The sequence below is a fragment of the Gloeothece verrucosa PCC 7822 genome, assembly GCF_000147335.1.
Taxonomy (GTDB): domain Bacteria; phylum Cyanobacteriota; class Cyanobacteriia; order Cyanobacteriales; family Microcystaceae; genus Gloeothece; species Gloeothece verrucosa.
The window spans coordinates 4,554,379-4,563,622 of the sequence record NC_014501.1; the positions used below are offsets into that span (position 1 = coordinate 4,554,379).

Here is a 9,244-nt window from a genome sequence, read left to right on the forward strand (position 1 = left end):
GAGTAGGGTGTGTTAGCGGAGCGTAACGCACCTTCATAATTTATTGCTCCAAAGACTCTTAATCTTTCCGAGCATTTGACCAATTTTAGATTTTAAATAGCCGCCCAACCCTCGAGTAAACTTTTCAAATTTGTAGTAAAATAAAATATCCATCAGATCTGATAAACTTAAATATTTAAGATAAGCCACACCTTGGTCAATTTTCTGATCACTATATTCGAGATAAACTCGGCGGCTAATTTGTTCAGAAAGATTCCATTTAGGAGCAAAATAGCTTTTTATTTCTTCTTGATACTGGCGAAAATTTGAACATTTACTATTTAAATAATTTTCAATATAAGGCACCGCTATTTCAGTTCCTTTCAGGGCGTGTCTAATCCCTTCACCTCCCAAAAAATTAACCGTAGAAACAGCATCGCCAATCGCAATAATATTTGGTTCGCGATAGTAAATATCATTTAAACCTATAGAATATTCAAGAATCGAACCATGAACATCTAATAATTTATAGTCCTCAATTTTTAAATAATCTTTAATGATTTGACCAATATAAAACTTAAGCGGCTTAACTTCGGCAATAAATTTATGCGGTGCATCGATCCAGGCAGAACCCACTTTAAATTGATTTTCTTGCATGGGAAAAATCCAGGAATAGCCTTTAGGACTCCATTGATAACCCATAAAAAATACAAGAGAGTGAGCATACTTTTGATAAATATCCTGCTCAACTTCGATCAAATATTCAATACCTGTCCCTTTGAGAAACTTAGGTTTTTGACGTTTATCCGGATACATCACCGCCCGAGCAAACCCCGTCGCATCTACCAAAACTTGACTGCTAACCGTAATTTCTTCTCCTCTTTTTGGCTTCAGAGAGATGAGAAGTTTTTCTGACTCCTGTTGAGCCTTAACATATCGATGCCCTAACCAAACTTTTGCCCCATTAATTTCAGCATCTTTCGCTAAAAAAGCTCTCAGTTTAGCAAAATCAAAAACCGCTCCTAAAGTATTATTCGCCTCCCAGTGGCGATGAACTTTAGTGGTCACAATTTCGAGTTTGTGCCAAAAACTTGCCACCACCGAGGGAGGTAAATTAAACAATTCGAGAGTTTCTAAAGGAGTAGCCGCACTAGAAAAAATATTTTGCTGAAAACTTTCATGTTGCTCTACCAATAAAACAGAATAGCCTAACTTAGCCAATAATCTAGCGCAGTGGCCGCCAGCCGGACCGGCTCCCACAATGACTACATCAAAATATTGCATTCTCAACGGCTCATCAATAATGACAAATCACTAGGTTTAAAAGCGCCTTTTTCAGTAATAATAGCAGTAATTAACTCGGCTGGAGTAACATCAAAAGCCGGATTATAAAAATCAGCCCCTTCAGGACAGATCACGGTTTTACCCACTTGATAAATTTCCACTGGATCTCGTTCTTCAATAGGAATTTGCTCCCCATTGGGCAACTCAAAATCGATAGTAGACAAAGGAGCCGCTACAAAAAAAGGAATAGAGTGCATTTTAGAAACAACCGCCAAAGAATAAGTCCCAATTTTATTAGCCGTATCGCCATTAGCCGCAATGCGATCAGCCCCAACAATAACCGCATCCACCATTCCCTGCTTCATACAATGAGCCGCCATCCCATCAGAAATAACGGTAACTGGAATATTATCCTGTACACATTCCCAAGCGGTTAATTTTGCTCCTTGTAAACGGGGACGAGTTTCATCGGCATAAACTCTTAGGAGTCGTCCTGACTGCCAAGCTGAACGAATCACCCCCAATGCTGTACCATATCCAGCAGTCGCTAAACCGCCGGTATTACAATGAGTTAAAATTCTCAATTGATGAGGTTCGCTCGGTAAAACCGAAAGACCATTTTTCCCAATGGCGTAACAAGTTTCTAAGTCTTCTTGTTGAATATCTTGAGCGGTTTTCAGTAAGATAGCTTTAATCTCTTCTACTGTTCCGAGACTTTCATAAGCGGTTTTTAACATTCTCGAAATAGCCCAAAATAGATTAACGGCGGTGGGACGAGTTTGCTGTAAGAGTTGGGCAACCTCTTCTAATTTTTGTAAAAAATCTTTGCGTTGATCGGTTTCTATTTCCAGAGCGCCTAAATACATTCCATAAGCGGCGGCTACTCCGATGGCGGGCGCTCCTCGCACAATCATCGTTTTGATAGCTTGTGCCATGTCTAACGAGCGGCTAATTTCTACGACGCTGTATTCGTTGGGTAAGCGAGTTTGATCGATGAGTAAGACTTGATCATTTTTCCAAATTACGGGATAGATTTCGCTCTTGATAGCATTCATGATGAGGTGAAGTCTAATAAGACTAAAAATTAATGATCCTATGGTCTACTCTAATTTATTTTGGCTCTTTTGGGCGAATTAAATTTTTACATTTAATCAAGTCTGTTTTTATATCAATCACATTTTAATCCCGCTTCTTGAGCCGTTTTATACTCCACAGGAATAAATAAATAACCATAAGGAGAACAACGAGAAGGAACAACCTTAACCAACTCGGCCACCGTTTGAGCGCGATCTCCACTGGTTTTAAAACTAATTTCTCCGGTTGCTCCCACTGTTTTAAAATCCGGTTTTCTGAGGGTTTCTAGCATCTTCTGCCGACGAATATTAGCATCAAATATAGCCTGTAAAGATTCTAGCCAACTCAAAGAAGATTGCTGTAAAAGAGCGACTTTTAAAACCTGAGTCGCATCAGCCGCCATAGCTGTCCGCCAGCTTACATTGCCGCCCCAAAACTTTTTCACCGTTTCAGCAAACTCTAAATTATTACTGCTTAATTCATGCCAAGTAATGCCAATTAAAAGATTTTCTGAGGCTTTTTTTTCTTGGAGAATATCTGAAGTATATAAACTATCTCCTCCCGCTATTTGATAGCGATTTTGATTAGTTCTAATCACTTTTAAACTATTGGTAAAAGTATAAGGATTTTCTTTAGCATCGGGAAATAATATTAAGCCGGTGGCTCCCCGTTTAGCCGCTTCATCAATAGTGGCATCAGCATCAAAAAAAGGTTCAGATAAATCAAATTGTCTCACCACCAGCCCTCCTAACTCATCAAAACTGAGTAAAAACTGATCTCGCAAAGAGCTACTGTAGTTACTATTGCGATTATAAAAAATGGCAACTTTTTGGGTTTTAGCTTGTTGATAAAGATATTGAGCTAAAGCTTGAGCCGTTACCTGATCTTGAGGAACCGTGCGAAAAAAAACTTTACTATCTTGAGCTAAAGTTTGGGCTGTACTGGTGGGAGAAATCAACACCAAATTATATTTTTCATAAATCGGCAGAGCCGCGCGAGTATTGCCACTGGTATAATGTCCAACCACTCCTAAAATAGCCGCTCTTGCCCCAAGTTTTTCGGCTACCTGTTGAGCGCGAAAAGAAGTATTAGCATCATCAGCTAGAACAACTTGTAAACCTGAGCCATTGATCGCTTTAGTTTGATTGATTTGGCTTTGAATTTGGGCAACACCGCGCAGAATTTCTCGTCCCGAATCTCCTCCGTCAGAAGGATTTCCTAAAGGAACAGCAACGGCTATGGTATAGTATGGGGCGCGTTGTGCAGCCAATTGAGCATTATTAAGATAAATCAATGTTTCAGGATCACTAGGGAGTTTTTTTCTGGCTAACTCAAACCAAGTCACAGCCTCTTTATAATTGCCTAGCGAAAAAGCTTTGACCCCTTCTTCTTTTTCCGGTGCTAAAAAATTTCTTGAAAGAATTTCTTCCCCACAACTGATGTTATCTCCTACCTCAACCGAACAAGCTTGTTTTTGTAACTTAGGAATTTGTGTCATTCCCAAAGCCAGAGTTAAACAAGAAAAACCCCAAAAAAACCATTTTATCGGCAATGAAGGCCTTTTTTTAGCAGGTAAAGGCTTTAAAACTTTTAATTTTGAACTCGGGCGCTGAGGGACGCGATGTAAAGCTTCTAAAACTTCGGCGGCTGAGGCAAAACGATCTCGGAAATGGTAATGAACCATCTTGTTGAGCAACTGCTCTAAACCTGGACTGACTTCTACTAAATTTCGGTCCGCCGTAGAATAGTGCCAGATAACACTTCCCGTGCTGGGATCTGAAGGTAAAGTTCTCGGATGAAAGCCAGTCAACGCTTGAATACAGATCATGCCTAAAGCATAGAGATCACTATTAAGTTGAGGATTTCCACTTTGTTGTTCAGCCGGCATATAGCCCGGAGTTCCGATGGCCTGAGTAAAGTTCATGGAGGTTTCTTCGGGTTCTAGCACCACACTGGTGAGTTCTTTGACGGCCCCAAAATCGATTAAAACAATTTTGCCATTTTGAGAACATCGTCTGAGATTAGAGGGTTTGAGGTCCCGATGAATAATATCTTGCTGATGGATGAATTGAAGAATAGGTAACACCTCTTCTAAAAGTTGTATCACTTTAGCTTCAGTCCAACTCGGTTTACCTGGGGCAATTTCTTCGCTAAGATCGTGGCCTTCTATATATTCTTGAATTAAATAAAACTTACCTTGTTGCTGAAAATAGTCATAAAGTTGGGGGATTTGAGGATGCTCTCCTAATTTAGCCAAGCTTTTTGCTTCTCGAGCAAATCGCTGTTCGATTTCGCCTAAGACGCGAGGATTGGGAGAGGGAGGCGGGACAATTTCCTTAACCACACAGGAAAGAGGGTTGGATGCCTCTACATAGACAGCTTGATAGGTTTGACCAAATCCTCCTTGACCAATTTTGGCGATAATTTGATAACGACCATTCAGGATATCCCCTGGTTTGAGCATGACAATTTCCCTGTTTGGGTAACTGGCTATTCTATAAGCTTAGATAACACCCATTTATGCTATCAGTGGATCACCGAAGCTTCAACAGGGCTTTGTGTTATCATTAATTAGATAGCAATCCCCCAGGTGAAAAATTTTTAAGCAACGCTGGAAGCGATGATGTTGATCCCCTTAGTGAATAGTGAGTTAATTATCTCTTATTATTTTGGCGCATTTTTGCCAGTAGATAGTATATTTTCGACTCAGGGCATTATGGTAATGCTGCTGGCTGCCTATGCCTTAGCCATGTGGATGTTTCTCACCAGCGCCCCTAAAGTTCATACCATTATGGTTTCTGACCTAGAAGTGGCTAAACAATTTTATGAAGGACTCCTGAATTTATCAGTGGCAGAAGTTCCTCTACATTATTATTATAATTATGAACAAGTTTTAGGAACCAGTGGCGTTGATCCGATGTATTTGTCCACTACCACAGCAACTAATCCCCAGTTACGCGGCAGCGAAGGGTTGTGGTATCAGTTAAAAAAGAATACTCAATTACATATTATTTCTGGGGCAAGTTTCGGTCCGAATAATCGTCAGCGTCATGTGTGTTTTGACCGTCAGTGTTTAGACGAAATTTTACTGCGAGTACAGGCGCGGCGCTTAAAATATAAAATTCGCCGCAATAAGCCGCTTAACTTTTTAGTTAAAGATATAGAAGAACGAGTCATTGAAATGGCTGAAGTAAATAATTAATTACAAGTTTAAAAGTAAAATTTAATCAAAAAAATTATTTGTCCACTCCTGATGGGGTGGATTATTTTTTTATTAAAAAAACTCTAAAAAATCAAGATTATTTAATTTTTGCAATCCTTATTTTTGGCTCTTTAACAGTTACATAGACTTGGTTCAATAGATTGACTTTATCCAGTTGATAGATAAAGATGATTATAAACAATAAAAAAATAAGCTAAATTTATTTTTAGAACCTTAAAACTATTCAACAGCAACGAGTAAAAAGAACTTTGCCCTTGTGTTGTCTGGTTTTGCTATTAAATTAACGACCAATCATGACCGGGAGAAACTCATGAACAAACTCAATGCTAAAAAACTCGTTAACTGGCTTCTAGCCGCAGTATTTGTCGCCTTTGTAGCCGCGTTTTCTCTGCTATTTCAGTCCAGTGCTACCGCTCAATCTCTACCTGAACCCGCCACATCTCCCACTGTCTTACCAGCAGCACCTATCACAGCACCCGTCAATTCTGTATCAGCAAACATTACACGGTTATTACAAACCAATGAATGTCCCGGATGCAATCTCAGAGGAGCAAATCTAGATCGATTAAATCTAACTGCCGCCAACTTAGAAGGCGCAAACTTGGAAGACGTATCTTTAGAAGGCTCAATTTTAGAGCAAGCTAACCTACAAGCGGCTAATCTACAAGGCGCAGATTTAGGCAAAGCCAACATAACCGGAGCCAACTTACAAGGCGCTAACCTTTTTGAGGCTGATTTAGAAAAAGCCAACCTACAAGCAGTCAATTTGCAAGGGGCCGATTTACAAGGAGCCGACCTAGAAAAAACCAATTTAATTGATGCTAACCTATTAGGCGCTAACCTGCGGGGGGCTGATTTAGAAAAAGCCACCTTACCCCTAGGATTAACTATTCAGTAATTAGACCAAATCCCATACTAAAAGTAGAGACGCTCTATGCAACGTCTCTACCAAGTATTATGAGAATTCCCAAATTTTAGGCAGAAAAATTACCACATTCCTCTGACCGGCTGATCCTGAGATTGAGTATCTTGGGGATAAGTTTGGGTATCAGAGGAATTTCTTTGTTGATCCTGATACATTCCGGGTTGATTCATATCAGTATTTTGAGATTGATTATTTTCTACGATGGGGTTAGGGGTCTGGGTTTGCTGTACTTGAGTGTCTTGATAGGTATCTACAGGACGAATATTATTAATAAAGTAGACTTCACGATTGACATCAGGCTCAGGCGCTAAAGCGAGAATTTGTGATTTAGTCACATAGAGGTCTTGTCCTTCAATCAAGTTCATGGCACCCAAACCTCTTCTGTCCACGCCATATTTTTGTAAATCTCCGTTATCTAACTTGACAGTGACAACAGTCCCTACAATACTTTTAATTTCGCCTTTGTAAACTGTATCTAAAATTTTGTTGTTATTATTATCCACCAGCACATAGGAACCGGTGTAGAGTTTCCAAGTTTGCATATCGTTTGGTGATACTTGATAAATTCTGGTTTCACCATTTGCCAGTTGAAGAGTTACTGTATTTCCTTCGATAGTTCTCACAATACCGACAGGATAATAAACTCTCTGAATACTCTGATCGTTATCAAGTTCAGCAATTGGGTAAGAAACACCCATGTTTACTTCGCTAACGGGTTTAGCTTCAGTTGGAGCGATAACCAGTGCAGATAAAAATAGAGTTAAAGCCGCACCACCACAAACTTTTAAATGATTCAACATAGTTTTTTCTCGTAATGTTGTTTATGAGGATTTTTGAAACCGTTATCATTGGTAACTAATAGGTAGCTTATCAAGATAAACTCTGTCTAATACTCTGTCTGGAGAACGAAAAACTTATCTACTTTTTGGCTAAAAATTGGTCTATTAAAAGAGATAGAGCCAGAGCGGAAAGCTTTAACCTATCTTGTTTTAGACTTTTTTTAGCCCTTAAAAGAGACGGCGGATCTGACTTTTAGCTTACTTCCTTTGTCTGATGAGAGTTGAGCCACAAGTTGGGAAAAAATCTGAGGCTGCCTATAAGACGGCTGTGGGTAAAATCAACATCGCATCGCCAAAAGAATAGAAACGATATTTTTCCTGAATCGCTTGATGATATAATTCCAACAACCGCTCACGTCCGATTAAAGCACTCACTAACATCAACAAACTCGATTTAGGTAAATGAAAATTAGTAATCATTCCATCGATAACCCGCCAACGATAACCCGGATAAATAAATAAATCTGTTCTACCTTGAAACGGTAAAAGATACTCACTCTCAGGGGCTTGAGTTTCCTTAGCCGCTCCTTCTAAAGCCCGTACCACCGTTGTTCCCACAGCAATGACTCGTCCTCCTCGAGCTTTCGTCTCTTGTATTTTTGTTACCGTTGCCGATGGCACTTCTAACCATTCAGTGTGCATCTGATGTTGGGTAATATCTTCCTTTTCCACAGGGCGAAAAGTTCCCACACCCACATGAAGAGTAATCCAGGCTTGATCTATACCTATAGACTGTAGACTTTTAAGAAGCTCATCTGTAAAATGTAAACCGGCTGTAGGAGCAGCCACAGCCCCGAGTTCTTTGGCATAAACAGTTTGATATTGAGAACTTTTTGCATCAGAAGAAGTGATGTAAGGAGGCAAAGGAACTTGTCCTATTTTCTCTAATAATTCCCAAAAAGATTGATCATTATCCCAGAGAAATTGTAGAATTCTGCCGCCGGTTGCTTCATCGCGATCTAAGACTTTTGCCTTTAAGAAAATTTCTGGGTTTTTTGGATTAGCTGAGGGAGGATAAAACCAAAGTTCTGAACCTACTTTAAAGCGCTTACCGGGTTTGACCAAAGCTAACCAACATCCATTAGATTTAGGCTCTAAAAGTAAAATTTCAATCGGGGCCCCTGTAGATTTACACCCATAAAGACGGGCGGGGATCACGCGAGTATTATTAAAAACGAGTAAATCACCCGGCAAAAGCCATTTAGGTAATTCTCGAAAAATACTATGGGTATGACTAGCCGGAGTGTCAACTATCAAAAGACGAGACATATCTCGAGGGACAACAGGATTTTGAGCGATCAAATCCAAGGGAAGCTCATAATCGTAACTCGATAATAACTGGTCGTTGGTCATCTTGAAAAACCGCAATTTTATATTATCTTAAAGATTGGGTAAACTCCCCCATAAAAAAAAGGGTAAATAGGGGGCTTTTCCCCTAGGAAAAATAGGGGTTTCTTGTCAAACTAAAAATAAGGTATAGCATTTCCTGAGACTGTTAGCCAAGCGACAAACATGGATTACCTCTATTTTTTACCTAATGCAAGTCTGACCTTGCGAGTTATTGAGTATCTGCGTCGCATGAATCATTTTCCCACTTCGTGCATCACAGTGATTCATCAAATCAACGGCTGGATTATTAAAATCAAATTTAATAAATCCCTGACACCGCAGCAACATGGGGATTTTAGAGCTTATATGAATGAGCTAGGAATTCCCTATAATCCTGAAATTCGGATGCAAATGGTTTTTTGGAGCCTAGATACAGGACAATCTCCCATCGATGTCATGCGTCGTTACCAAGTAGCCATCGTATCTCATGGTAACCCTGATGTGAGCGATATCGAGGCTTTTCGCCAACAGTTCACCCGAGGGCTAGGCTATTGTCCAGAAACTTTAGCCTAAACAACAAAAGCGACCTCA

8 protein-coding genes are annotated in these 9,244 nt (G+C 39.8%); 3 read left to right on the forward strand and 5 right to left on the reverse strand.

What is annotated here, in order from left to right; genetic code table 11:
* Positions 1-33: 33 nt before the first annotated feature.
* From CYAN7822_RS20280 to CYAN7822_RS20290, 3 genes are all read right to left on the reverse strand, one after another.
* Positions 34-1,263 carry an NAD(P)/FAD-dependent oxidoreductase gene (locus CYAN7822_RS20280; protein ID WP_013324125.1) on the reverse strand — a complete coding sequence of 410 codons (1,230 nt, stop codon included), beginning with the start codon at positions 1,261-1,263 and terminating at the stop codon, positions 34-36.
* Between the two features lie 2 nt (positions 1,264-1,265).
* On the reverse strand, positions 1,266-2,318 hold the full coding sequence (gene mtnA, locus CYAN7822_RS20285) for an S-methyl-5-thioribose-1-phosphate isomerase (RefSeq protein WP_013324126.1): 1,053 nt from the start codon (positions 2,316-2,318) through the stop codon (positions 1,266-1,268).
* Positions 2,319-2,431: 113 nt separating this feature from the next.
* Complete coding sequence (locus tag CYAN7822_RS20290; RefSeq protein ID WP_013324127.1) at positions 2,432-4,801, reverse strand: bifunctional serine/threonine-protein kinase/ABC transporter substrate-binding protein; 2,370 nt, start codon at positions 4,799-4,801, stop codon at positions 2,432-2,434.
* Positions 4,802-4,960: 159 nt separating this feature from the next.
* On the opposite strand from CYAN7822_RS20290, the gene CYAN7822_RS20295 reads away from it, so the two are divergent.
* Both CYAN7822_RS20295 and CYAN7822_RS20300 read left to right on the forward strand, forming a co-directional pair.
* Positions 4,961-5,539 carry a hypothetical protein gene (locus CYAN7822_RS20295; RefSeq protein WP_013324128.1) on the forward strand — a complete coding sequence of 193 codons (579 nt, stop codon included), beginning with the start codon at positions 4,961-4,963 and terminating at the stop codon, positions 5,537-5,539.
* Positions 5,540-5,870: 331 nt separating this feature from the next.
* The gene (locus CYAN7822_RS20300) at positions 5,871-6,458 is read left to right on the forward strand and encodes a pentapeptide repeat-containing protein (protein WP_013324129.1); all 588 of its coding nucleotides are present in this window, start codon (positions 5,871-5,873) and stop codon (positions 6,456-6,458) included.
* Positions 6,459-6,547: 89 nt separating this feature from the next.
* On the opposite strand, the gene CYAN7822_RS20305 is transcribed toward CYAN7822_RS20300, so the two are convergent.
* Positions 6,548-7,285, reverse strand: coding sequence for a hypothetical protein (locus tag CYAN7822_RS20305; RefSeq protein ID WP_013324130.1), 738 nt, complete (start codon positions 7,283-7,285; stop codon positions 6,548-6,550).
* 294 nt (positions 7,286-7,579) lie between these two features.
* Positions 7,580-8,677, reverse strand: coding sequence for a tRNA preQ1(34) S-adenosylmethionine ribosyltransferase-isomerase QueA (gene queA / locus CYAN7822_RS20310; protein ID WP_013324131.1), 1,098 nt, complete (start codon positions 8,675-8,677; stop codon positions 7,580-7,582).
* Positions 8,678-8,836: 159 nt separating this feature from the next.
* Between queA and CYAN7822_RS20315 the strand changes: the two genes are divergently transcribed.
* Positions 8,837-9,226, forward strand: coding sequence for a hypothetical protein (locus CYAN7822_RS20315; RefSeq protein ID WP_013324132.1), 390 nt, complete (start codon positions 8,837-8,839; stop codon positions 9,224-9,226).
* The last annotated feature ends 18 nt before the right edge of the window (positions 9,227-9,244 follow it).